General features: G+C 69.2%; 17 protein-coding genes, 1 pseudogene and 1 riboswitch. Of the genes and pseudogenes, 15 read left to right on the top strand and 3 right to left on the bottom strand.

Translation table 11 applies throughout. The features are described from left to right. Positions 1 to 10 precede the first annotated feature (10 nt). From SK854_RS24690 to SK854_RS24620, 15 genes are all read left to right on the top strand, one after another. The gene (locus SK854_RS24690; RefSeq protein WP_319977479.1) at positions 11 to 970 is read left to right on the top strand and encodes a threonine aldolase family protein; all 960 of its coding nucleotides are present in this window, start codon (positions 11 to 13) and stop codon (positions 968 to 970) included. A 76-nt stretch (positions 971 to 1,046) separates the two neighbouring features. Continuing rightward, entirely contained in the window at positions 1,047 to 1,571 is a 525-nt protein-coding gene (locus tag SK854_RS24685) for a hypothetical protein (protein ID WP_319977478.1), read from the top strand. Positions 1,572 to 1,718: 147 nt separating this feature from the next. Then, positions 1,719 to 1,834: riboswitch (cobalamin riboswitch) on the top strand. Positions 1,835 to 1,872: 38 nt separating this feature from the next. Further along, positions 1,873 to 3,780 carry a putative cobaltochelatase gene (locus SK854_RS24680; protein ID WP_319977477.1) on the top strand — a complete coding sequence of 636 codons (1,908 nt, stop codon included), beginning with the start codon at positions 1,873 to 1,875 and terminating at the stop codon, positions 3,778 to 3,780. A 101-nt stretch (positions 3,781 to 3,881) separates the two neighbouring features. Then, positions 3,882 to 4,496 (top strand): cob(I)yrinic acid a,c-diamide adenosyltransferase, encoded by a 615-nt coding sequence (gene cobO, locus SK854_RS24675; RefSeq protein ID WP_090074249.1) that lies wholly within the window; start codon positions 3,882 to 3,884, stop codon positions 4,494 to 4,496. Then, positions 4,490 to 5,869: a cobyrinate a,c-diamide synthase gene (locus SK854_RS24670; RefSeq protein ID WP_319977476.1), complete on the top strand. Its 1,380-nt coding sequence runs from the start codon at positions 4,490 to 4,492 to the stop codon at positions 5,867 to 5,869. The genes cobO and SK854_RS24670 overlap by 7 nt, the downstream gene beginning before the upstream one ends. Positions 5,870 to 5,900: 31 nt before the next feature. Beyond that, positions 5,901 to 6,932 carry a cobalt-precorrin-4/precorrin-4 C(11)-methyltransferase gene (locus SK854_RS24665; protein WP_319977475.1) on the top strand — a complete coding sequence of 344 codons (1,032 nt, stop codon included), beginning with the start codon at positions 5,901 to 5,903 and terminating at the stop codon, positions 6,930 to 6,932. Further along, positions 6,932 to 7,753, top strand: a complete 822-nt coding sequence (locus SK854_RS24660) for a hypothetical protein (protein ID WP_319977474.1) — start codon at positions 6,932 to 6,934, stop codon at positions 7,751 to 7,753. Before SK854_RS24665 ends, SK854_RS24660 begins: the two co-directional genes overlap by 1 nt. Then, positions 7,735 to 9,006: a cobalamin biosynthesis protein gene (locus SK854_RS24655; protein WP_319977473.1), complete on the top strand. Its 1,272-nt coding sequence runs from the start codon at positions 7,735 to 7,737 to the stop codon at positions 9,004 to 9,006. Before SK854_RS24660 ends, SK854_RS24655 begins: the two co-directional genes overlap by 19 nt. A 103-nt stretch (positions 9,007 to 9,109) precedes the next feature. Beyond that, positions 9,110 to 10,483 carry a M4 family metallopeptidase gene (locus SK854_RS24650; RefSeq protein WP_319977472.1) on the top strand — a complete coding sequence of 458 codons (1,374 nt, stop codon included), beginning with the start codon at positions 9,110 to 9,112 and terminating at the stop codon, positions 10,481 to 10,483. Between the two features lie 125 nt (positions 10,484 to 10,608). Beyond that, positions 10,609 to 11,382, top strand: a complete 774-nt coding sequence (locus SK854_RS24645; RefSeq protein ID WP_319977471.1) for a S1 family peptidase — start codon at positions 10,609 to 10,611, stop codon at positions 11,380 to 11,382. A gap of 50 nt (positions 11,383 to 11,432) precedes the next feature. Continuing rightward, the gene (locus tag SK854_RS24640) at positions 11,433 to 12,146 is read left to right on the top strand and encodes a PIG-L deacetylase family protein (RefSeq protein ID WP_319977470.1); all 714 of its coding nucleotides are present in this window, start codon (positions 11,433 to 11,435) and stop codon (positions 12,144 to 12,146) included. Between the two features lie 51 nt (positions 12,147 to 12,197). Next, positions 12,198 to 13,406: a uroporphyrinogen-III C-methyltransferase gene (cobA, locus tag SK854_RS24635; protein ID WP_319977469.1), complete on the top strand. Its 1,209-nt coding sequence runs from the start codon at positions 12,198 to 12,200 to the stop codon at positions 13,404 to 13,406. A 122-nt stretch (positions 13,407 to 13,528) separates the two neighbouring features. Beyond that, the gene (locus SK854_RS24630) at positions 13,529 to 14,392 is read left to right on the top strand and encodes an RICIN domain-containing protein (RefSeq protein WP_319977468.1); all 864 of its coding nucleotides are present in this window, start codon (positions 13,529 to 13,531) and stop codon (positions 14,390 to 14,392) included. Positions 14,393 to 14,522: 130 nt separating this feature from the next. Then, positions 14,523 to 16,253, top strand: a complete 1,731-nt coding sequence (locus tag SK854_RS24625) for an ABC transporter ATP-binding protein (RefSeq protein ID WP_319977857.1) — start codon at positions 14,523 to 14,525, stop codon at positions 16,251 to 16,253. Next, on the top strand, positions 16,250 to 18,085 hold the full coding sequence (locus SK854_RS24620; protein ID WP_406601823.1) for an ABC transporter ATP-binding protein: 1,836 nt from the start codon (positions 16,250 to 16,252) through the stop codon (positions 18,083 to 18,085). The genes SK854_RS24625 and SK854_RS24620 overlap by 4 nt, the downstream gene beginning before the upstream one ends. Positions 18,086 to 18,125: 40 nt before the next feature. Here the strand turns inward: SK854_RS24620 and SK854_RS24615 are convergent. From SK854_RS24615 to SK854_RS24605, 3 genes and pseudogenes are all read right to left on the bottom strand, one after another. Further along, positions 18,126 to 19,229: pseudogene (locus SK854_RS24615) on the bottom strand (MFS transporter); the annotation flags it as partial. 741 nt (positions 19,230 to 19,970) lie between these two features. Continuing rightward, complete coding sequence (locus SK854_RS24610; RefSeq protein ID WP_406601822.1) at positions 19,971 to 21,530, bottom strand: DEAD/DEAH box helicase; 1,560 nt, start codon at positions 21,528 to 21,530, stop codon at positions 19,971 to 19,973. Positions 21,531 to 21,755: 225 nt separating this feature from the next. Further along, positions 21,756 to 22,724, bottom strand: coding sequence for a serine protein kinase RIO (locus tag SK854_RS24605; RefSeq protein ID WP_406601832.1), 969 nt, complete (start codon positions 22,722 to 22,724; stop codon positions 21,756 to 21,758). Positions 22,725 to 22,808 lie beyond the last annotated feature (84 nt).

Below are 22,808 nucleotides of genomic sequence, written 5' to 3'. Positions count from 1 at the left end.
TGCCTGAGTGATGAACCGACAGCTCTCCGGAACCCGCAAGAAGACGCTCCTGGAGAGGCTCGGCCCGGTGCCGGACGTCGACCCCGACCGCTACGGCGACGGCGGCCCGGTGGGCGCGCTGGAGACGCGCGTCGCACAGCTCCTGGGCACCGAGGCCGCCCTGTTCGTGCCGACCGGGACCATGGCGCAGCAGATCGCGCTGCGGTGCTGGGCTGACCGCACGCACAACCCGATCGTGGCGATGCACCCCCAGGCTCATCCGTTGAACCACGAGGACGACGCACTGACCGTGCTGTCCGGCCTGCGTCCGATCAAGGTGCCGAACGCCGAGGTCGCCACCTGCCCGGAGCCGTACGGGACGCTGCTGCTGGAGGTGCCGGACCGCGAGGCCGGTTTCATCCTGCCGACCTGGGACGAGTTGACCTCGCTCGTCGACGCCGCCCGCGAACGCGACGCCGTCGTGCACCTCGACGGTGCCAGGCTGTGGGAGAGCACGTTCGGCCTGGGCAAGCCGCTGTCCGAGATCGCGGGCCTGTTCGACTCGGTCTACGTGTCGTTCTACAAGTCTCTCGAAGGCATCTCCGGCGCGGCGCTCGCCGGCACCCAGGACTTCGTCGACCAGGCACGGGTGTGGCGGCACCGGTACGGCGGCATGCTGTTCCAGCAGTGGCCCGCGGCACTGTCCGCGTTGCACGGCCTGGACACCGTGCTGCCCCGGCTGGGCACCTACGTCGAGCACGCCAAGGTCGTGGCCTCCGCCATGGGCCTCCCGGAGCCGCACACCCACCAGTTCGCGCTGCACCTGCCCGGCGACCCGCAGCGGCTGACCGAGGTGAGCGGCAAGTTCCTCGGCAACTTCTGGCGGGACGGCGTGCTCGCGAAGAACGAGATCACGATCGCCGAGCCCGCGCTGGAGTGGACGGCGGACGAGGTCGCGGAGGCCTGGGCGGAGTTCCAGAGCCTGATCTAGGGCGACGTCGCTCAATCGTGTCGCCAAGCCTTCTGTCACGATCAGATCTCGGGACGTGATCAGGAGGCAGTTCGGCATGACCGCCCACGTGTTCGTGGACGAGACCAAGGAGAAGGGCTACCTGGTCACTGCTGCCGCGTTGGTGCCCGGTGACCTCGCGTCAGCTCGTCGCATCGTCCGCGGCCTGATCATGGCCAACCAACGGCGCATCCACTTCCACAAGGAGTCCGATCAGCGGAGGAAGCAGATCCTCGACGTCGTCGTGGAGATCGCGCCCGAGGTCACGATCTACGACGGGTCAGCGCACGCCCGTCGGCGCCAGCGTGATGCTTGCCTCGTCCGGCTCGTCGCCGACCTCGCCGCTTCGGCTGTCTCGATGCTGGTCCTCGAACAGGACGACTCGGTCCTGGAGGCGGACAAGAAGCTGCTTTACCGCTGCGTTCGGGATCTCGGCTGCCACGACACACTCGTCTACCGGCACCATCGCGCCCACGAGGAACCCTTGCTGGCGTTGCCTGACGCGATCGCGTGGTGCTGGCATCGCGGTGGCCACTGGAAGAAGAGGGTGGAACCCTTGGTGGCCTCGGTAGAAGTCCTCTGAAATACGCGAAACCCGGCCCACCCACCGTCCGGAAGGCTGCCGGGTCCACTTCACAGCGCTAGTGCGACTGCGCGAACCGAGAATACCGCATTCCTGACGCGACGTCGCTCACCTGGCTGTTGGACCCGGCGGTGCGAAATGCGACGATGCCGGGGCTGTGAGGGGAGTGCGAGGAAGCCGGTGCGAATCCGGCGCCGTCCCGCGACTGTGACCGGTAGTGAGAGAACCGGGAGTCAGGAACTCGTTCCCCTCTTGATCACCGACCGCGGGCGTGGACACCCGAGGAAGGACTTCGCCGAGCATGTTCCCCTTTTCGGCTGTCGTCGGCCATGACGACCTCCGGCTTGCCCTGCTGCTGAACGCCGTACATCCCGGCATCGGCGGCGTTCTCGTCCGCGGTGAGAAGGGGACCGCGAAGTCGACCATCGTGCGCGCCCTCGCCGCGCTCCTGCCCGAGCTGGACGTGTCGAAGGGCTGCCGTTTCGGCTGCGTGCCCGGCAGCACCGACTGCCCCGACGCGCCTCACGACGGCGTCGAACGTCGTCCGGCCAAGCTCGTCGAACTGCCCGTCGGCGCCACCGAGGACCGGCTGGTCGGGTCGCTCGACCTGGAGAAGGCGCTGACCGAGGGCGTGCGCGCGTTCCAGCCCGGGCTGCTGGCCTCGGCGCACCGGGGCGTGCTCTACGTCGACGAGGTCAACCTGCTGCACGACCACCTGGTCGACCTGCTGCTCGACGCCGCCGCGATGGGGCGCGCGCACGTGGAACGCGAGGGTGTGTCGGTCTCGCACTCGTCGCAGTTCCTGCTGGTCGGCACCATGAACCCCGAGGAGGGCGAGCTCCGGCCGCAGCTGCTCGACCGGTTCGGGCTGACCGTGGCGGTGAAGGCGGCGCGGGACGTGAGCGTGCGCACCGAGGTGATCCGGCGCCGGCTCGCCTACGAGGCCGACCCCGTGACGTTCGCGGCGAAGTGGGAGGCGGAGGACGCGAAGCTCAAGCAGCAGATCGCCGACGCCCAGCAGAAGCTGCCGCGAGTGTCCCTTCCGGACAGTGAGTTGCGCCGGATCGCCGCCGTCTGCGCGGCTTTCGAGGTCGACGGCATGCGCGCGGACCTCGTCGTCGCCCGTGCCGCCACCGCCCACGCGGCGTGGCGAGGTGCCGAGAGCGTCGAGGAGACCGACGTCGAGACCGCGGTTCGGCTCGCCCTGCCGCACCGGCGCCGCCGCGACCCGTTCGACGAGCCCGGCATCGAGGAACAGCAGCTCGAAGACGCGATGCGCCAGGCCGCCGAGCACGCGGAAGAACCCGACGATCAAGGCCCGGACGACGACGGTCCCGGTGGCGGCGAGCTGCCCGAGCCGCAGGAAGGCCCGAAGGGCAACGGGAACGCTCCCAACGACCGGCCGGCACCGGAGCCGTCGCCCGCGTTCAAGGCGCGGCTGCTGGAGGTTCCCGGAGTCGGGGAAGGCGCGCCGGGCAAGCGTTCGAGGGCCCGTGCCCGCACCGGCCGGATCGTCCGTTCGTCCAAAGTGGATGGAAACGGGCTGCACCTGGTCGACACGCTCTCGAACGCCGCGCCGCACCAGCGAGCGCGTGGCCGCAGCGGCCCCGGACTGCTGCTCACCGCCTCCGACCTGCGCAAGGCGGTCAGGGAGGGCAAGGAGTCGAACCTCGTCCTGTTCGTCGTCGACGCCTCCGGCTCGATGGCGGCGCAGAAGCGGATGTCGGCCGTCAGCGGCGCGGTGATCTCGCTGCTGCGCGACGCCTACCAGCGCCGGGACAAGGTCGGCGTGGTGACGTTCCGCGGCACCCAGGCCGAAGTCGCCCTGCCCCCGACGACCTCCGTGGACGCGGCGGCCACCAGGCTCAAGAAGATGCGCACCGGAGGCCGGACCCCGCTCGCGGACGGCCTGATGAAGGCCCACCGCGTCCTGGAGATCGAACGGATGCGCGACCCGCAGAAGCGCCCGCTCGTCGTGCTGCTCACGGACGGCCGCGCGACGTCGTCCGGCCTGGGCGGCGACCCGACCAAGGACGCGCTCAAGGCCGCCACCCTGCTGGAGAAGACCGCCGTCGTGGTCGTCGACTGCGAACAGGGCCACGTCCGGCTCGGCCTCGCGCAGAAGATCGCCGAGGCGTTGCAGGGCACCTGCGTGAAGCTCGACCAGCTCAGCGCCGACCACCTCGCCGGCGTCGTCCGGGCCGCGTGAGTTCGCGCTGGTCGTCCGGCCGAAGCGGCGGCCGGACGACCAGCTTCCCGGCGAACTCACCGGAGTCTGCGGAGCAGCGACCAACGAGCAAGGAGAACCCAGTGCCTCAAGGACAACCCACCGAGGTGCCGAAGGACGGCCTGACCACCCGCCAGCGCCGCAACCGGCCGTTGCTGATGCTGCACACCGGTGAGATGAAGGGGAAGTCGACGTCGGCGTTCGGCATGGCGCTGCGCGGCTGGAACCAGGGCTGGGACATCGGCGTGTTCCAGTTCGTGAAGTCCGCCAAGTGGAAGGTCGGCGAGGAGTCCGCGTTCAAGGCGCTCGGCCGGCTGCACGACGAGACCGGCGAGGGCGGCGCGGTCGAGTGGCACAAGATGGGCGAGGGCTGGTCCTGGACCCGCAAGCAGGGCACCGAGGACGACCACGCCACCGCCGCTCTTGAAGGCTGGCACGAGATCCAGCGCCGGATCAACGCCGAACGCCACGGCTTCTACGTGCTCGACGAGTTCACCTACCCGCTGCACTGGGGCTGGATCGACGTGGACGAGGTCGTGGAGACCCTGGCGAACCGGCCCGGCCACCAGCACGTCGTCATCACCGGCCGGTACGCGCCGCAGAAGCTGGTCGACGCCGCCGACCTCGTGGTGGAGATGACCAAGGTCAAGCACCCGATGGACGCCGGGCAGAAGGGCCAGCGGGGGATCGAGTGGTGAACAGGCTGGTCGTCGCGGCCCCGGCCTCGGGCAGCGGCAAGACCACCGTCGCGACGGGCCTGATGGCCGCGTTGCGCCAGGCGGGGTCGCGCGTCGCGCCGTTCAAGGTGGGACCCGACTACATCGACCCCGGCTACCACTCGCTCGCCACCAACCGGCCCGGCCGCAACCTCGACCCCGTGATGGTCGGTGAGCACCGGATCCCCGGCCTGTTCGCGCACGGCTCCAAGGGCTGCGACATCGCCGTGGTCGAGGGTGTGATGGGCCTGTTCGACGGCCGCATCGACACCGCCGGCATCGGCTCGACCGCGCACGTGGCCAAGCTGATCAACGCACCCGTGTTGTTCGTCGTGGACGCACGCGGGCAAAGCCGGTCGCTCGCCGCGTTGCTGCACGGCTTCCGCGGCTACGACCCGACCGTCCGGCTCGGCGGCGTGATCCTCAACCAGGTCGGCTCGGAACGGCACGAGCAGGTGCTGCGGTCGGCGTGCGACGAGGTCGGCCTCGACGTGCTCGGCGTGCTGCCGCGCGATCCGCAGTTCTCCTTGCCCTCACGGCATTTGGGACTCGTGACGGCGGCGGAGCACGGTCCGGAGGCCGTCGCCGCGGTCGACGCGATCGCCGCCGCGGTGGGCAAGCACGTCGATCTCGACGCGGTGCGCAGGCTGGCGTCGTCGGTGCCTGCGATGGCCGTCGCCGCGTGGGAACCCCAGGTCGACCGCGTCGCGAGCGAACCGGTGGTCGCCGTGGCGGGCGGAGCGGCGTTCACGTTCGGCTACGCCGAGCACGTCGAGGTGCTGAGGGCGGCGGGAGCTGCCGTCGCCGTCGTCGATCCGCTGCACGACGAAGATCTTCCGGAGGGCACGGCGGGCCTCGTCCTGCCCGGCGGATTTCCGGAGCAACACGCGGAAGCTTTGTCCGGCAACGCGAAGTTGCGCGAGGCAGTGGCCCGGTTCGCTCGTTCGGGTGCGCCGGTCCACGCCGAGTGCGGAGGGTTGCTGTACCTCGCGAGGTCACTGGACGGGCACCCGATGTGCGGTGTGCTCGACGCCGAGGGGTTCATGACCCCGAAGCTGACCCTCGGTTATCGGGACGCGGTGGCCTCCGCGAGCTCACCGCTGCACCCGCCGGGCAGCCGCGTGACCGGCCACGAGTTCCACCGGACCCAGCTGTCCACACCGCACTCCACCCCACCCGCGTGGCACTGGCGCGGCGTCGATTCACGGCCCGTCGCCGAGGGCTTCGTGGTGGGCGGCGTGCACGCGTCGTACCTGCACACGCACCCCGCCGGTGATCCGGAGGCCGTAGCCCGATTCGTGCGGGCCTGCCACCCGTTCGTGGCAGGAGTGGCAGACGGTACGGTCATCGCTTAAGTCTCTCCCCGAAACCCCCTGTGGAGCTGTCGTGACGACGACCGGTCGGGTCTCCTTCGTCGGCGCCGGTCCCGGTGCCGCCGACCTCATCACTCTCCGAGGCGCGCGCCGCATCGCGGAAGCCGACGTCGTCATCTGGGCGCCCACGGCGGTGGACGCCGAGTGCGTCCGCGAGCACGCCCGCGCCGACGCCGAACTGGTCGACTTCTCGCGCGTCACGCCGGAGGAGATCACGGACGTGTACCGCCGTGCCGCCGCGTCGCGTCAGGTCGTCGTGCGCCTGCACTCGGGCGACGCCGCGACCGGTGGTGGCGTCCAGGAGCAGCACGACCTGTGCGTGCGTCTCGGTCTTGAGGTCGAGGTCGTGCCGGGCGTGTCCGTCGTCGCCGCCGCTGCCGCCAAGATCGGCCGCGAGCTGACGCTGACCGAGGCGTCGTCGACCGTGCTGATCTCGCCGGAGAGCAGCGAGCTCGTGAGCGAGTTCGCCGCGCTGCAGACCACGATGGCCGCCACGGTCTCGGGCGCGCGCGTCGGCCAGTTCGTGGAGAAGCTGCTGCAGGGCGGGTACTCCGAGGCCACGCCGGTCGTCGTCGCCTACAAGGTGAGCCAGGCCGACGAACTGATCGTGCACACCACGGTCGGCGAGCTGGAGTCGGTGGTGAAGCAGCACAAGCTGTACCGCCCGACGCTGTTCCTCGTCGGTGCCGCGGTGAAGGCGCCCACGCGTCGTGTCTCGGCCTCGGCGACGACGTCGGTGGACGAGCCGTTGCGCGCCGCCCGCCCGACCCGCTGGTCCCGCCGTGCCGCCTCGCGCATCGCGACCCGCGTGGACGAGCCGATTCCCACGTCCGCGCCCGCTCCCGTCGCCGAGCCGAACCCGGCGTGGACGGCGGTGGAGGAAATACAACAGTCGGTGCGCAAGCCCGCCGAGGAGCCCGCGCCGAAGCCGAAGCTGGTGGTGGTCGCGGCGGAGAAGCCGAAGCCGCCGACGGTCCGCGCTTCGACGGCCACTCCCAAGAAGCGGCCGTCCGCCCGTAAGCCCAAGCGCACCGCCGGCAACTGATGTCGGTCGAGAAGCTGCTGGAGGCAGCGGGCCGCCCCGTCGAGATCGTCGACGCGGCGGACGGCCTGCGCCCCGCGCTGAACGTGTGCCGCGCCCGCTCCGCCGTGCTCGTCAAGCTGGCCTCCGGCATCGGGCCCGCCGAGATCGGCGCGGGCCTCGCGGGCTGGCGCCGATCCCTGATCGTGCAGGACTCGGGCGAACTGACCACTGTGGACCCACGGGACGCGGTGACGAGGCGCTGGACCGCACCGGAAGCCGTGTTGTGCCTGGCGGACAACGAGTTCCTGCGCGCGACCGACGGCTGGGCGTTGCCGGACGACGCCTTCGGGAGCCGCACGCACGTGCTCGGCGCCGAGGTCCGCGCGTTCGTGCTGGCCCGCCTCGCTCCCCGTCCCGGTGTGCTGGTCTGGGACGTGCTGGCCGGTTCCGGCGCGGTGGGCATCGAGTGCGCCCGGCTCGGTGCCGCGGTGATCGCGGTCGAGCCGGATCCCGTGCAGTGCGTGCGCATCATCGCGAACGCGTCCGCGCACGGTGTCGACGTCCGCGTCGAGGAAGGCGAGCTGGACGCGCCCTCGTTGCCGCGCCCGGACGCGGTGTTCGTCGGCCGCGGCAATCTGAGCGCGGTCAAGGCGAGCGCGGCGGCCTCGGCCAAGCGCGTCGTCGTAGCGACGGAGGGCGTGGACGAGATCGTGCCCGCGCGCGACGCGTTGCAGGCCGCGGGATACGAGGTCGAGGGCGTGCACTGGACCGCCTCGCGCCTGCTGGACTCCGGGTTCGCGCCGGCCGTGCCGGTGACCGTGCTGTGGGGAACCAAGAAGTGATCGGGGTGTTCGCCGGCGCCGCCCACCGCGGTGACGCCGCAGATCTGGCCGGGCTGCTCGGTGCCGACGCCGTCGTCCCCGACGGTCCCGTCAAGCCCGCCGTCCGAGGCCTCTGGCCCCGGCTGGGCGCGGTCGTGCTGTTCCTGGACGCGGCCACCGCTGTCCGGTTGATCGCGCCCTTGTTGCGGGACAGGCGATCCGACCCCGCCGTGGTGTGCGTGGACGAGCACTTCGTCGTCGCCCTGGCCGGTGACGTGGACGTGTTCGCCCGCCACGTCGCGGACCTGCTGAACCGCACCGCCGTGGTGACCAGCGGCCCGTCCATCGACTCGGTGCTGGACGAGCTGGTCGAGCAGCTCGACGCCACCGCGGACGGCGACGTCGAGGCCTGCACCGCCGCCATCGACGCAGGCGAGAAGGTCGTGCTGCGCAACCCGTTGAACTTCCCGTTGCCCGCGCTGCCGCCCAACGTCGTGGCGGGCGGTGAGGACGCGACGTGGGTGATCGTCATCGACGACCGGGCCGCCGCGACCAAGGACAACGTCCTGCGGATCGTGCCGCGCACGCTCGTCGTCGGTGTCGGCTCGACGCGCGGTGCTTCGGCCACGAGCGTGGGGGCCGCACTGTCGGAACTGGACACCCGCGGTGGCCTGGATCTGCGTGCCATCAAGGCATTCGCGACGGCGGACGCCAAGGCGGACGAACCCGGCATCGTGGACGCCGTGGAGGACTGGGGTTTCTGGCACGGCGACACCGCCGAGCTGCTGACGTTCCCGACCGAGGAGCTCGCCGAGATCGGCGTGCCGAACCCGAGCTCGGTGGTGCGCAACTCGATGGGCACCGCGAGCGTCGCGGAGGCGGCCGCGTTGCGGGGCGCGCGCAGCATCGGCCACGGTGGTCAGATCGAGCTGGCGGCCGAGAAGTTCAAGCGGGACAACGTGACCGTGGCCGCGGCACGCGTGTTGCCGCGCGGCCGGCTCGCGCTGGTCGGGCTCGGTCCTGGCTCGGCGGAGGAACGCACACCGCGGGCGGAGGCGGAGATCCGGCGTGCGGCGTTCGTGATCGGGACGCCGGAGGCGATCGACGCCGTCGGACCGCTTCTGCGCTCTGGCACCGAAGTCGGCCACGAGGGCGCGTGCGATTTGGCCTCACGTGGGGCCGCGGTCGCGTTCGTCGCTTTTGGAACCGGACCAACGCTGGACAATCCGGTCGAAGCCGACGTAATTGTTGTTCCCGGAGTATGGGAACGCTGATGTTTTTCCTTCTTTCGTAGGGTCTCCGCCGAAGTTTTCTTGATTAGCGTCGCCATGCACACGGCCCACCCCTGCACCGGGCCCGAAAGCACTGGAGACCGGCATGAGAGCCCGTCGTCTCGTCGCTGTCGCCTGCACCGCCGGCGTCGCGCTGTCCCTGCTGACGATCACCGCCCAGGCCGCCGCACCCAAGGAAGGCCTGCGGCTGCTGACCGTTCGCGACTCACTGACCGCCACGCACACCTGGTACGAGCAGACGTTCGACGGAAAACCAGTGCTGGGCTCCTACTACGTCGAGCACGTCGACAAGGCGACCGGCGTGAAGACCGTGGACGACGGCAGGATCGCGGTCGGCGCGGTCGACGTCACTCCCGCCGTCACCGCCGAGGACGCCAAGTCGAAGTCCGCCGGCGTTCCCGAGGGTGCGAACCTGAAGGTGCTGCCCGGCACCGGCCTCGTCTACGAGGTGATCTCCGACAACGGCAAGGGATCCGAGCGCACGCTGGTGCACGCGGAGTCCGGTGCCGTCGTGAAGACCGAGAGCCTGGTCAAGCACGCGAACGGCACCGGCAAGGTGTTCAGCCCGAACCCCGTTGTCTCGCAGCAGAACCAGAACCTCAAGGACGCCAACGACGCCGACTCGGCCGTGCCCGCCGCCGCGTACAAGACGGTCACGCTGTCCGATCTGGACGGTTCCGGCTACCTCAAGGGCAGCTACGCGACGATCACCGGTGCCAAGGGCAAGCTCGCGTACAACAAGACCAACAAGTTCGAGTACACGCGGAACAACGACTTCTTCGAGCAGGTCAACGCCTACTGGGGCGTGACGGAGGCGCAGAAGTACATCCAGAGCCTCGGGTTCAAGAACATCAACAACGAGGCGCAGAAGATCACCACGCTGGGCCTGACCGAGGACAACTCGTTCTACGACCCGTCGAAGGACCAGATCACCTTCGGCACCGGCGGGGTGGACGACGCCGAGGACGTCGAGGTGGTGTGGCACGAGCTCGGCCACGCGATCCAGGACGCACAGGTGCCGGGCTTCGGCTCGTCGCTCGACGGCGGCTCGATCGGTGAGGGCTTCGGCGACTGGTGGGCGTTGGTCCTGTCCTCGCGTGACTCGCAGGACACGGCCACGGCCCCGTTGGCGTGCATCATGGACTGGGACTCGACCTCGTACACGACCACGACGCCGCACTGCATCCGTCGTGCCGACACCGAGTTGAAGGTGGGCGACCGGCAGAACGAGGTGCACTTCGACGGCCAGATCTGGTCGCGGGCGCTGTTCGACATCTTCAAGGCGTTCGGCAGGGACAAGGCGGCGAAGATCGTGCTGGAGTCGCAGTTCTCCTACACGCCGAACACCACGTTCAAGGCTGCTGCCGAGGCGACCGTCGCCACGGCCAAGAAGCTCTACGGTGACGCGGATGCCGCCACGGTTACGGCCGCGTTCAAAGCTCGCGACATCCTCAAGTAGGTCAAATGTGAAGTCGGACATGTGCGACTAATGGCGGTTACGCCGCCGAATCCTTGCCCGTGACGCTGTGTGTGCCGCTGTTGTACACCCTGCACACACAGTGTCATTGGGAAGGACTGGCAAACATGGCGAAAACCCTGCATCGCCTGATCGTGTCCGTCGTGGTGTCCGCTCTCGCGAGCATCTTCTTCATCGCCCCGGCCAATGCGAGCGACGTGTCGCCGATGATCGTCGGTGGTACGCGGGCAAGCACTTCGACCTATCCGTGGGTGGTCTACCTGGCTTCGACCTCCGGCTCGCAGTTCTGCGGAGGCACGCTGACGAAGGCCAACAAGGTCGTCACCGCCGCACACTGCGTGAAGGGCAGTTCGGCCTCCAGCGTGCGCGTCGTGCACGGCCGTGACGACAAGCAGAGCACCGCGGGCACGGTCGCGAACGTGACCAGGATCTGGGTGCACCCGAGCTACACCACCGCGACCGCCGGATACGACGTGGCCGTGCTGACGCTGGACCGCAACATCAGCTCGGCCACCCTGCCGCTGGCCACGCCGTCCGACACCGCGCTCTACGCGGCCGGCAACTCCGCACTGATCCTCGGCTGGGGCACCACGTCCTCTGGCGGTTCCGCCTCGCGGTACCTGCTCAAGGCCAACGTGCCGCTGACCTCGGACGCGACCTGCAAGACCGCGTACTCGCAGTACAGCAACAGCTCGATGATCTGCGCGGGCTTCCCGCAGGGCGGCACCGACACCTGCCAGGGCGACTCCGGTGGCCCGCTGGTGTTCGGCGGCAAGCTCATCGGTGACACCTCGTGGGGCCGCGGCTGCGCCGGTGCCGGCTACCCCGGCGTGTACGGCCGGATCGCCACGTACTACTCGGCGATCACCGCTCAGCTGTAAGCCGTTATTTGCCTGTTGCAGGGTGCGCGCGTGGCGCGCACCCTGCACGCATGGCTGATCTAGAACCTGTACCGGAAGACTGGTCGAACGCGCTGGTCGTCGTCGCTCACCCCGATGACATGGAGTACGGCGGTGCAGGCGCCATCGCGCGGTGGACCGCTCAAGGCAAGAACGTCGTGTACCTGCTCGCGTGCCGTGGTGAGAACGGCATCGACTCGATGGAACCGAGTGTCTGCGGGCCGTTGCGGGTCGCGGAGCAGATCGCGGCGTGCGTGGCCGTTGGCGTGACCGACGTCGAGTTCCTCGACCACCCGGACGGCACCATCGAGTACGGCCTTCCGCTGCGACGCGACATCGCGGCCGCCATCCGTCGACACAAGCCGGAGGTCGTGATCACCGGCAACTACCGCGAGACGTGGCCCGGCGGCGGCCTGAACATGGCCGACCACATCGCCGTCGGACGCGCCACCGTCGACGCGGTGCGGGACGCGGGCAACCGGTGGATCTTTCCGGAGCTCGGGCTGGAGAAGTGGGAAGGTGTGAAGTACGTGGCGGCGGCGTCCTCGCCGTTGGCGACGCACGCCGTGGACATCACCGACTCGTTCTATGCCTCCGTGGTCTCTCTACGCGCGCACAAGGCGTACCTGGAGGCCTTGAGCGGCGACATGGCCGATCCCGCGACGTTCCTCCGTTCGATGGCGGAGAACGCCGGGAAGCGGTTCGGAGGGGTGCTGGCGACCTCTTTCGAGCTGCTGGCGCTGTGACCATGTTCCCTTCGGCTGGACACGGCGTGTCCCGTGTGGATGCTTCTACGCATGCCCTTTGAACAGCACTACCTGGCCGGCCTCGACCTCCGGGGCCGGCGCGTCCTCGTGGTCGGCGGAGGCACGGTCGCGCAGCGCCGTCTACCTCGCCTGATCGCGTCCGGCGCCGTCGTCGATCTCGTGTCGCCGTCCGTCACCCCCGCCGTGCAGGGCATGGTCGACGCGGGCGAGCTGACGTGGCACGAGCGTCGTTACGAGGCCGGTGACGTCGAGGGCGCGTGGTACGTGGTGGCGTGCACGTCGGACGTCGAGGTGAACACGCAGATCGGCGAAGAAGCGCTCTCGCAGCGTGTGTTCTGCGTGCGCGCGGACATCGCCGTCGAGGGCACGGCCGTGACGCCGGCGACCGGTACGCACGACGGCATGTTGATCGGTGTGCTGGCGGGTGGCGAGCACCGCCGGTCGGCTTCCGTGCGGGACGGGCTCGTGGCGGCGTTGCGCGACGGGCGCATCGCGGACCAGGCCGCTCCGCCGGTCGGCGTGGCGCTGGTGGGTGGCGGACCCGGCGATCCCGAGCTGATCACCGTGCAGGGCAAGCGATTGCTGGCGCACGCGGACGTGGTCGTGGCCGATCGTCTGGCGCCGCGCGAGCTGCTGGAGGAACTGCCCGCGCACGTCGAGGTCGTGGACGCGGCGAAGATCCCGTACGGCCGTGCGGCGACGCAGGAGTTCATCAACCAGACGCTGATCGACCGCGCCAAGGAGGGGAAGTTCGTCGTCCGGCTCAAGGGCGGCGACCCGTACGTCTTCGGGCGCGGTTTCGAGGAACTGCTGGCGTGCGCCGAGGCCGGGATCCCGGTGACCGTGGTGCCGGGCGTGACGTCGGCGTTCGGTGTGCCCGCGCTGGCCGGTGTGCCGGTGACGCACCGAGGCGTGGCGCACGAGGTCGTCGTCGTCTCCGGTCACGTCGCGCCGGACGACCCGCGCTCTCTCGTCGACTGGTCCGCGATCGCACGCCTTCGCGGCACCGTTGTGCTGATGATGGCGGTCGAACGAGCCGGTGCGTTCGCCGCGGCGTTGATGGAAGGCCGCCCCGGTTCGACCCCCGTCGCCGTGATCCAGGAGGGCAGCACGGCATCTCAGCGCGTTCTGAGGTCCACTTTGGACTCTCTGGGTGCCGACGTGAAGGCGCACGAGATTCGTCCGCCGGCGATCATCGTGGTCGGCCCCGTCGCAGGCATTGCTTCCGCAAATAGTTAGATAAGTTTCTTTACAAAAGCCGCGCATCCGGTGGACTCTGCATTCACGCCGCCAAGTCCACCGGTTTTGCGGAGGCCCGCATGAAACGCGCCCTGTCTTTGGCGGCAGGCATTGTGCTTGCGATGTCCGGTTTGGTCGTTTCGACCCCGGCAAACGCGGCATCCCAACAGGTTTTCTGGACCTTCTACGGCTGGTACGACAACACGCCGCCTGGTGGCGACATCGCCTATCCGGGGCTGCACGACACGGCCGGCGGCAAGGGCACGTGGTCGGACCCGATCACGTTCGCGACGTCCAGCAAAGAGGCCAAGCCGGGAACGAAGATCTATTTCCCGCGGGTCAAGAAGTACTTCATCATGGAGGACTCCTGCTCCTCCTGTGAGCAGGACTGGAACGGCAACGGCCCCAACGGTGGTCCGAAGCTGTGGCACTTCGACGCGTGGATCGGCGGCAAGGGCGGCAACGCCATGAACGCGATCGACTGCGAGGACGCGCTGACGAACTACCACGACGACGGCAAGCCGGTGATGGAGGAGACGATCCTCAACCCGCCGTCGAACCTGCAGGTGGACTCGACGCCGATCTTCAACACCTCGACCGGCGAGTGCTACGGCGGCGCGAAGCCCAAGACCACCAACGGCGAGTACAAGAACGTCTCGACCGGCAAGTGCCTGCAGGGCGGCTCGTCCGGCGCGCAGCTCACGACGGCCACCTGCAGCGGTGCCGCGAACCAGCAGTTCAAGTTCCACGGCGCGTTCATGGAGCAGGGATCGCCCCAGCAGTGCACCACGCTGTCGTCGGGCAAGGTGCTGCTGAAGAAGTGCGACGGCGGACCGGCTCAGCAGTGGTCCATCAACCCGAACAAGACCATTTCGGACATGCAGTACAACACCAAGTGCTACCGCGACGCGTCCGGCAAGGTGACGGCGGCGTCCTGCTCCGGTTCCGCCGCCCAGTGGACGTTCAAGGCGGCGGCAAAGAGGTAGCAAATTCACTTTGCGGCTTTGCTCACCACCGTTCAGGCTTCGGTCTGGACGGTGGTTTTTTCATGCACCTCTCGACCCACAGGAGCCTTGCTTGTCCACCCAGACAGCCTCGCCGCCAGGCGGGGATCGAGTGCTCACCCGCCTGCTGACGACCTACCTGCGGCCGTACCGCAGGGAGCTGACCATCGTCGTCGCGTTGCAGCTCGTCGGCACGGTCGCCTCGCTGTACCTGCCGAGCCTCAACGCCGACATCATCGACAACGGCGTGGCCCGCGGTGACACCTCGTACATCGTGGATCAGGGCGTCTGGATGCTCGTCGTCTCGCTGCTGCAGATCGCCTGTTCGATCGTGGCCGTCCGGTACGGCACCCGCACGGCGATGGCGTTCGGGCGGGACGTGCGATCCGGGGTGTTCCACCGGGTCGGCTCGTTCTCCGCCCAGGAGGTCGCGCGGTTCGGGGCGCCGTCGCTGATCACCCGCACGACGAACGACGTCCAGCAGATCCAGGTGCTGGTGGTGATGCTGACGACGATGTTCGTCGCGGCGCCGATCATGTCCGTGGCCGGTGTCGTCATGGCGCTGCGCGAGGACGTCGGACTGTCGTGGCTCCTGCTGGTCTGCGTGCCGGTGCTGGCGGTCGCGGTCGCGATGATCACCGTGCGGATGGTGCCGTTGTTCCGCCGTCAGCAGGAGCGCATCGACCACGTGAACCGGGTGCTGCGCGAACAGCTCACCGGCGTGCGCGTGGTGCGGGCGTTCGTGCGGGAGAAGGCGGAGACCGAGCGGTTCGCCGACGCCAACGCGCAGCTCACCGACATCGCGCTGAGGGCGGGCCGGCTGCAGGCGATGATCTTCCCGACGGTCATGCTGATCTTCAACGTGTCCAGCGTCGCGGTCCTGTGGTTCGGGGCGCACCGCGTGGCGGACGGGGAGATGCAGGTCGGCGCGCTGACCGCGTTCCTCGCCTACCTCCTGCAGATCCTGATGTCGGTGATGATGGCGTCGTTCATCTCGACGCTGGTGCCGCGTGCCTCCGTCAGCGCCGGGCGGATCATGGAGGTCATCGAGACCGAACCGTCGGTGCACGCTCCCGTCGAGCCGGTGGCCGCGTCCTTCGGGCGCGGAGAGGTTTCCTTCCACAACGCGGAGTTCCGGTATCCCGGAGCCGACGCGCCGGTGCTCAGGAGCACGTCGTTCAGCGTGGGCGCCGGGCAGACCACCGCGATCATCGGCAGCACCGGCTCCGGCAAGACCACGTTGATGAGCCTGATCCCGCGGCTGATCGACGTGACGGCGGGGGAGGTGCGGGTCGGCGGCGTCGACGTGCGGGCGCAGGACCCCGAGGCGTTGCGTTCGCGGATCGGCCTGGTGCCGCAGGTGTCGTACCTGTTCACCGGAACCGTGCGATCGAACCTCCAGCACGGCGCACCCGACGCCACCGACGAACAGATGTGGACGGCGCTGGACATCGCGCAGTCGCGCGACTTCGTCACCGCGATGGGCGGGCTCGACGCCACGATCTCCCAAGGTGGCACCAACCTGTCCGGCGGCCAGCGGCAACGGCTCTCCATCGCCCGGGCACTGGTGCGCAGGCCGGACGTGTACCTGTTCGACGACTCGTTCTCCGCACTCGACCTCGCCACCGACGCGGCGTTGCGAGCGGCACTGCGGCCCTACACGCGCGACTCCGCCGTGATCGTCGTGGCGCAGCGGGTCTCCACAGTGGCCCAGGCCGACCAGATCCTCGTGCTGGAGAACGGCGAGATCGTCGGCAGGGGCACGCACCGCGAGCTGATGGACAACTGCCCCACGTACCTGGAGATCGTCCACTCGCAGCTCACACCGGAGGAAGCGTCATGACCACCACCGCTCGTGAGCAGCCGCGACCGGTGGCCGGTCCGGCAGGCCGGTTCGCCATGCAGGCGCCGGTCAGCAAGGCGGCGGACTTCGGCACGTCGGTCCGGCGCCTGGCCGGTCTGATGAAACCCGAACGCGTCACCTTCGCCGCCGTCGTCGGGCTCGGCGTGCTCGGCGTCTCGTTCACCGTGCTGGGCCCGAAAATTCTCGGCGACGCCACCGACATCATCTTCAACGGCTTGCGCGGTTCGGGCATCGACTTCGGTTCTCTCGGGGCGGTGCTCTCGTTCGCGGCGGGCCTGTACGTGCTGGCCTCGCTGTTCAGCTGGCTGCAGGGGCGGCTGCTGAACACGGTGGTGCAGCGCGTGGTCTACCGGTTGCGCGAGAGCGTCGAGGAGAAGCTGCACCGGTTGCCGCTCAAGTACTTCGACGGCCAGCCGCGCGGCGAGCTGCTCTCCCGCGTCACCAACGACATCGACAACATCTCGACGACGTTGCAGCAGACGATGAGCCAGCTGCTCACCGCCGTTCTGAGCATCATCGGCGTGACCGTGATGATGTTCGTGATCTCACCGCTGCTCGCGGCGGTGATGATGCTCGTCATCCCGATTTCGATCGCCCTGACCCGTGCGATCGGCAAGCGCGCGCAGAAGCAGTTCGTGGCGCAGTGGAAGCACACCGGCCGGCTGAACGCGCACATCGAGGAGGCGTTCAGCGGCCACCAGCTGGTGACCGCGTTCGGCAGGCAGCAGGAGTCGGAGGCGGAGTTCCGCCGCCGCAACGACGAGCTGTACGAGGCGGCGGCCGGCGCCCAGTTCGTGTCCGGCCTGATCATGCCGTCGATGATGTTCCTGTCGAACCTGAGCTACGTCGCCATCGCGGTGATCGGCGGCCTGCGCATCACCACCGGCGGCATGACGCTGGGCGAGGTGACGGCGTTCATCCAGTACTCGCGCCAGTTCACCCAGCCGCTCACCCAGGCCGCCTCCCTGTCGAACCTGCTGCAGTCCGGCGTGGCGTCGGCGGAGCGCGTGTTCGAACTCCTCGACGCACCGGAACAACGCCCGGACCAGGCGGACGCCGTTCCGCCACCGTGGCGCTGCGGCAAGGTCGAGTTCCAGGACGTGTCGTTCTCCTACGACCCGGACAAGCCGCTGATCGAGAACCTCTCGCTGGTCGCCGAACCCGGCCAGATGATCGCGATCGTCGGCCCGACCGGCGCGGGCAAGACGACACTGGTGAACCTCATCATGCGGTTCTACGAACTCAGCGGCGGCCGCATCACCCTCGACGACGTCGACATCACCTCGTTGCGCCGCGCGGACCTGCGTGCACAGGCGAGCATGGTGCTGCAGGAGACATGGCTGTTCGGCGGCACCATCCGCGACAACATCGCCTACGGCAAGCCGGGTGCCACAGAGGAGGAGATCCTCGCCGCGGCCGAAGCGACCTATGTGGACCGTTTCGTGCGCTGCCTGCCTGACGGCTACGACACCGTGATCGACGAGGAAGGCTCGAACGTCTCCGCGGGCGAGAAACAACTCCTCACCATCGCGCGTGCGTTCCTGTCCGACCCAACGCTGCTGATCCTCGACGAGGCCACCAGCTCAGTCGACACCCGCACGGAGTCGTTGGTGCAACACGCCATGGCGGCCCTGCGCTCGTCACGCACGTCGTTCGTCATCGCCCACCGCCTGTCCACCATTCGCGACGCCGACCTGATCCTGGTGATGGAGGCCGGGCGCATCGTCGAACAGGGCACGCACGACGAACTGCTGGCTGGGGAAGGCGCGTACCACCGGCTGTACTCGGCGCAGTTCGCGGCGGCGATCTGAAGTGAGCGCGTAACGGCTTGAGGCTGAACAACCCCACCGCGGTGCGCAAGGCGACGGCCACGTACCACGGAGCCAACAGCCCGAAGTAGTCCGCTGTGAGCCCGCCCAGCAGCGCGCCGACAGGCTGAACACCCCAGGTGATCAGGGTCTGCGCGCTGCTGACGCGCCCCAGCAGTTCCGTGGGCACCGCGCGCTGTCTGAAGGCTGCGGTCGCCACACCCCACACGGCCGTGCAGAACGAACTCACGACCGCGAACGCCGCCACCGTGAGCAGATCGTGGGCGACCGTCGCGATTCCCAGCCACATCAACGGAATCAACACCACGGTCGCCGCAACCATGCCGCGATACCTGGCAAGCAGTCGTTCAGCGAGCAACCCGCCCGCGACCCCACCACACGCGAGAGTGGCCAGGAACGCCCCGAACCCGGCGTTGGTCAGCCCGAGCCTCTGCTGGGCGAACAACACCAGCGTCGCCATCGTCATCGCGATGCACAGGTTCGTCGTCGCCGACACGACCGTGATGGTTCGGAGTGCCTTGTGCCGCAACAGCCATCGCATGCCTTCCCTGGCTTTCGGCCTGGCCGCCGGCTCTTTGCGTTCGGTGCGCATCCTGGTGACCAGCGCCGCCGCGATGGCGAACGTCAGCGCGTTGACCCAGAACGGCGCGGGAACGGCGATCGCGAACAACAACCCACCCAGTGGCGGCCCCACGAACTGCAACGCCACCGCCTGCGACGCGAACAGCCGCCCGTTCGCCCGCTCCAGCAGATGGTTCTCCACGGTGGCCTTGATGAGCGGCTGCCCGACCGCCCTCGGCACGGTCTCGGCGGTGCCGATCAGAAACGCCATGCCGTACAGGAATGCGATGTGCGTGCTGTGGAGAACCGCGAGCAGGGCCATGAGCGCACACTGGACCCACAGGGCCGTGAGGAGAAGGCGCCGTCCGTCGAACCGATCCGCGGCCGCTCCCGCCGAGAGCGAGACCAGCAGCCAGGGGAGCGTGCCGAAGAAACTGACGCCGGCGATCAGCTTCGGGTCCTGGGTGAGCGTGGTGGCGAGCAGCGGAAGCGCCGCCAGGAAGATGCCGTCCCCCAACGCCGAGATGGCGCTGCCGCTCCACAGCAGGTACCAGTTCCGCCCCATGCCGCACCTTACGTGCCGCGCCGAAAACGCCCGCAGCTCAGGCCCCGCCCACCCAGGGGGCTGACCACCTACCTCCACCCAACCTAACGACGATTCGGGCGTGTCAACCCACCGCTCACCGATCTGTGGACAACTCGCCGGGTGAACGGCGAGGTCCCCCGCTTCAAGGCGGAGAGTGGCGAAGGCGGTTTCCGCGAGACGGAAGCGGCCTGGCTCGCACACGGCAAGGTCGTCTGTCCGAAGTGGGGAGGTGGCGTGGTTCGCTCATGCCGAGGGTGTTCGGCGTGGGGTGGTGGCCGTGCACGGCAAGGGTGATCGGCTGTCGTAGGCGAGGTGGCGTGGCTCGCTCATGCCGAGGGTGCTCGACGTGGGGTGGGGGCCGTGCATGGCAAGGGCGATCAGCTGTCGTAGACGAGTGGCGTGGTTCCCTCATGCCGAGGGTGCCTGACGTGGGGTGGCGGCCGTGCATGGCAAGGGCGACCGGCTGTCGTAGGCGAGGTGGCGTGGCCCGCTCATACCGACGGTGCTCGACGCGGCGTGGCAGCCGTGCACGGCAAAGGCGATCAGCTGTCGTAGGCGAGTGCCAGCGCACGTACGCCCAACACCGTCTCCGCAATGCCAGGAGACGCCTCGCGCGGCAAAGACAGACCTCCCAGCGAGAGAAGGCCACCGAACCCCGCACACGGCGAAGGCCGCCTCCCCGAAGCGGGGAAGCGGCCTCAACCGTCGATCAGATCAAGCTCAGTGCTGCGGCGCTGCCCGGCGCGGACGACCCGCGCCGCGCTCGGTTCGCCCGAACGTGCGGCCACCCTCGGAACGCTCCGAACGGCGCGGTCCACCGCGGAACTCGCCACCCTCGGTGCGCCGGCCGGAGCCGCCGCGGTAGCCACCGCCACCGCTGCCGGCCGCGGCGGGAGCGCCGAAGCGACGACCGCCGGAGCCGCCGCTGCGGCGGGCCGGCTTCTCGCGTTCGATGATCGGCTCGCCGCTCGGGATGCGGGCGCCGGTGATGCGGACCAGGTCGTCGTCGCCGGGGCGCACCTTCGTGCTCTCCGGACGGATGCCCGCGCGTGCGGCCATGCCCTGGACTGCGCGGCGCTGGTCGTGCGTGACCAGGGTGACGACCGTGCCGGACTGACCTGCGCGGGCCGTACGGCCTGCGCGGTGCAGGTAGTCCTTCGGGTCGGCCGGCGGGTCCACGTGGACGACCAGTGAGACGTCGTCGACGTGGATGCCGCGCGCGGCGACGTCCGTGGCGATCAGGACCGGCATGGTGCCGTCGCGGAAGTCGCCGAGCACGCGGGTGCGCGCGCTCTGCGCCTTGCCGCCGTGCAGCGCGCCGGCGTTGACGCCCATCGAACGCAGCTTCTTGGCCAGGCGGTCCACGTGGTGCTTGGTGCGCACGAACATGATCGTGCGGCCCTCGCGCGCGGCCACCTCGTTCACCACGTTCTGCTTGTCCTCAGCGGACACGAACAGCAGGTGGTGCTCCATGGTCGTGACGCTGGCGGTGGCCGGGGCCACCGAGTGCGTCACCGGGGAGTGCAGGTACTGGCGGACCAGCTTGTCCACGTCGCCGTCGAGCGTCGCGGAGAACAGCAGGCGCTGCCCGTCCTGCGGGGTCAGGTCGAGGATCGCGCGGACCTGGGGCATGAACCCCATGTCGGCCATCTGGTCGGCCTCGTCCAGCGCGGTGATCTCGACGGAGCCGAGGTCGCACGTGCCCTGGCGGACGTGGTCGGACAGCCGGCCCGGCGTGGCGATCAGCAGGTCGACGCCGCGGCGCAGGTGTTCGATCTGGCGCGGGAACGACGTGCCGCCGACGATGACGCGGCACCACAGGCCCAACGAGCGGGCGTGCGGCGTGAGCGCCGTCTCCACCTGCATCGCGAGCTCGCGGGTCGGGACGAGGATCAGGCCGCGCGGCTTGTTCGGCTGTGAGCGGCCGGTCGCGAGGCGGGTGAGCATCGCGAGGCCGAACGCCAGCGTCTTGCCGGAGCCGGTCTGGCCACGGCCGAGGATGTCGCGGCCGGCCATGGCGTCGGGAAGGGTGGCCGCCTGGATCGGGAACGGCTCCGTGATTTCGTTGGCGACGAGCGACTTGATCAGCGCGTCTGCCAAGCCGAGTTCAGCGAACGAGGGCAGCGGGCCTTCCGGCAGCGTGCTCTCGAAGACCTCGGCGACGATCGGTTCCTCGACCCGCTGCTGCGGACGCGAGGAGTTGCCCTGGCGACCCGAACGGCGCCGCGGTGACCTGCGGCTTTGTCCACGCTCGGAACGGCCTTCGGACATTGATGGCAAAACAAACCTCCGGGACATGGCACGTCTCGAGGCTGCCCCGCGTGCTACCGCGGTGCCGATCACAAGGACGGGCCCGGCGTGATGGTCACGCCGCTGATGAGTGGGTGGAAACACCGGTCAACGGCCGTCAAGCCTGCATCGGTGTACAGCACAGTCTAGCTGATCTATCGCGAAGCCTTGCGCGCCCGGCAGTGTCGTTGGACACGGCCGGGCGCGCAACGTCGGTCAGGACATGCCCGCCACGTCCAGCAGCGTCGTCACCAGCGCGGACGGGTCGCCGATCTCGTGCGGCAGGCCGCGCGAGGCGAACCAGCCGCAGATGTTGCGGACGTCGCGGTCGAGGAATTCCGGACCGCGGGGGTTCGCGACCAGGTCGACCACCTGCGGCAGGTCGATCATGATCAGCCTGCCCTCGTGGACCATCAGGTTGTACGCCGAGAGGTCGCCGTGCGTGATGCCCGCCTCGGCGAGCGTCATCAGCGTCGCGACCAGCTGGCGCCACAGGTCGAGCAGTTCGTCCTCGTCGGGACGGGCCTGCGCGAGCCGCGGCGCCGCGGTGCCGTCGGCGTCCCCGATGAACTCCAGCAGCAGCTCGGTACCGCTGCGCTGCACCGGATACGGCACGGCCGCGCCGATCTGCCACAGCCGGGAGAGCGCGGCGAACTCCGCGACCGCCCACTGCTCCGCGATCAGGTTGCGCCCGAACGCGGTGCGGTTCGCGATCGCCCGCGTCTCACGGGACTTCTTCATGCGACGACCTTCGAGGTACCCCGCGTCGCGGTGGAACATCCGGTGGTCGTTGCTGCGGTAGCGCTTCGCGGCGAGCAGGGTCGACCTGTCGCCGATGGCGCGTTCCAGCAGGAAGACGTCCGCCTCCTTGCCGGTCTTCACGATGCCCAGTTCGCGGTCGACCGCGGCCAGTTCCGTGATGAGCCAGTCGGGGTGCGGTTTCGGGCCCTGGTCGGCGTCGCCCCACGTGGACCAGCGGTCGCCGTCCTCGGGGGTGTCCGCGGTGCTGAGCTGGTCCTCGCGCAGTCGCGAGACCCGCAGCTTCTCTTCCTCGGTCATCCGGCCGCGACGCGTCGGTCCCGCGTCGTCGGCGATCCGGTTGGTGCGCTTTCCCTTGCGCCGCATGGTGTCGTCGGCGCCATCGAAAGCAGATTCGTAACGTTCGAAAAGATCGTGCTCGCGCACGGTGGGGTCTCCCAAAGGATGAAGGTGACCGCCCCACTGGCGCTCTGCGATCAAACGGTGCTGATCAGGCGCGAGAGGCGGCTG

It is taken from the genome of Lentzea sokolovensis, from assembly GCF_033949975.1.
Taxonomy (GTDB): Bacteria; Actinomycetota; Actinomycetes; order Mycobacteriales; family Pseudonocardiaceae; genus Lentzea; species Lentzea sokolovensis.
The sequence above is the reverse complement of the archived record's forward strand: the minus strand, read 5'-3'. Positions and strand labels throughout refer to the sequence as shown.

Coding starts and splice junctions, on each gene's coding strand:
- SK854_RS24630 (WP_319977468.1), top strand. CDS start 13,529: ATGTCCGGTTTGGTCGTTTCGACCCCGGCAAACGCGGCATCCCAACAG.
- SK854_RS24645 (WP_319977471.1), top strand. CDS start 10,609: ATGGCGAAAACCCTGCATCGCCTGATCGTGTCCGTCGTGGTGTCCGCT.
- SK854_RS24620 (WP_406601823.1), top strand. CDS start 16,250: ATGACCACCACCGCTCGTGAGCAGCCGCGACCGGTGGCCGGTCCGGCA.
- SK854_RS24685 (WP_319977478.1), top strand. CDS start 1,047: ATGACCGCCCACGTGTTCGTGGACGAGACCAAGGAGAAGGGCTACCTG.
- SK854_RS24650 (WP_319977472.1), top strand. CDS start 9,110: ATGAGAGCCCGTCGTCTCGTCGCTGTCGCCTGCACCGCCGGCGTCGCG.
- SK854_RS24640 (WP_319977470.1), top strand. CDS start 11,433: ATGGCTGATCTAGAACCTGTACCGGAAGACTGGTCGAACGCGCTGGTC.
- SK854_RS24660 (WP_319977474.1), top strand. CDS start 6,932: ATGTCGGTCGAGAAGCTGCTGGAGGCAGCGGGCCGCCCCGTCGAGATC.
- cobA (WP_319977469.1), top strand. CDS start 12,198: ATGCCCTTTGAACAGCACTACCTGGCCGGCCTCGACCTCCGGGGCCGG.
- SK854_RS24680 (WP_319977477.1), top strand. CDS start 1,873: ATGTTCCCCTTTTCGGCTGTCGTCGGCCATGACGACCTCCGGCTTGCC.
- SK854_RS24690 (WP_319977479.1), top strand. CDS start 11: ATGAACCGACAGCTCTCCGGAACCCGCAAGAAGACGCTCCTGGAGAGG.